Genomic DNA, 1,622 nt, shown 5'->3' with positions numbered 1-1,622 from the left:
CCGGAAATTCTTATATTCTGGATACTTTTGTGAAAACTCCGTAATCAACGGCGGCGGTATGGCGGTCGCAAACAACCCGGTGCAAGCAAAAACTAATATCAAAGACGGCAAAGAGCTATTTATCGCAGACTGTCTAAAAGCCGGTCTTGGTATCAACCACACCGAGCTTTTGGAGACATTAGTCGATCGCGGCATGGACGCGTATAATTTCCTTCTTGAAAATGGCGTTCAGTTTAAAGAGCACTGCGCGCACTTCGGCGGTCACACCGTAGCTCGCTCGCTGCTAACCACAAACGACTCGGGTTCAGGCTACATCCAGCCGATGCTCGAGAAATTTGAAGCACTAAAAGACAAGGGCTGCGAGCTTCGCCGCCGCGCGAAATTTGACGATTTCGTAATGGACGGTGATCGCGTAGCGGGCGTCGTGATCCGCGAGGAGTATAAATTTGATCCAAATCTCTACAGCGACGATCTTGAAAACACCAGCGGTACAAAAAAGACGCTCAAAGCCAAAAAAGGCGTAGTACTCGCTGCGGGTGGATTTTGCCGCGATAAAATTTTCCGCAAGCTTCAAGACCCGAGAATCCCTGACGACGTCGATAGCACGAACCACCCGGGAGCTACTGCGGGCGCGCTACTAAAAGCATTTGAGATCGGCGCGTATCCTGTTCAGGTCGACTGGATACAGTTTGGTCCGTGGGCGAGCCCCGATGAGAAGGGCTTTGGTACCGCTCCGATCCTAACTCAGCAAGGCACCTTTAAATACGGCATCGCGGTCGATATCCGCACCGGCAAGCGCTTTATGAACGAGCTAGCCGACCGCAAAACCCGCGCGGACGCCGAGTTTAAAATTTTACGCGAAAAACCGGGCGCATATCCGATAACCTTCGCCGACACCAAAATGGCGTTTAAAGACCTAAGCGAAGAGATCATCCAAAAAGGCATGGGTAGCGGCAAACTAGTGGGCGAGTGCGCTACGCTCGATGACATTGCTAAAAAATACGGCGTACCTGCCGATGCGCTAAAAGAAACCGTCAAGAAATATAACGAAGGCGTCAAGGCTAAAAAAGACGAATTTGGCAAACAAGAAAGCGCACTAAGCGAGATCAACGAGGCAGGACCGTTCTACGTCATCCGCCTATCGCCGAAGCCTCACCACACTATGGGCGGCCTAAAGATCAACACTAAAGCTGAGGTCATCTCAAGCAAGACCAATAAGCCGATCCCTGGCCTATATGCGGCAGGCGAGATCACCGGCGGTACGCACGGCGCGAGCAGGCTTGGTACGGTTGCGATAACCGATTGTATAGTTTTTGGAATGATTGCCGGAGAAAATCTAGCCTAAATTTGGTAAAACGAAGTTCTCGCGAGCGCTTTTAAATGATTTTTGCTTCGCTGCACTCGCAACTGTAAGCAGAACGTAAATTTCGCCCTGCGACAGACTATATGTCTAGTCTTGGGACGAAATTTGCTTCAAAACATTTAAAATCATCTCGCGATAATTCGTTTTAATTTTGTATCACAGGCCAAATTTGGCTTGCGATACTTCGTTAAATTTGATGTGCGGCGCGGTAGCGCCAAATTTAAACCTGCACGCAGTGCAGCAACTTCTCACGTCGTAG

1 protein-coding gene is annotated in these 1,622 nt (G+C 49.8%); it reads left to right on the top strand.

The annotated features are described in order from the left end of the window. Window positions 1-1,345, top strand: a 1,345-nt coding sequence (locus tag Q0200_RS07215; protein ID WP_297939632.1) for a flavocytochrome c, incomplete at its 5' end; no start/stop codon positions are given. Window positions 1,346-1,622: the final 277 nt, after the last annotated feature.

This window comes from uncultured Campylobacter sp. (assembly GCF_938045225.1).
In the GTDB taxonomy this organism is placed as follows: domain Bacteria; phylum Campylobacterota; class Campylobacteria; order Campylobacterales; family Campylobacteraceae; genus Campylobacter_A.
Note: the sequence above shows the minus strand (reverse complement) of the source record. Positions and strands in the feature narration are given on the sequence as shown.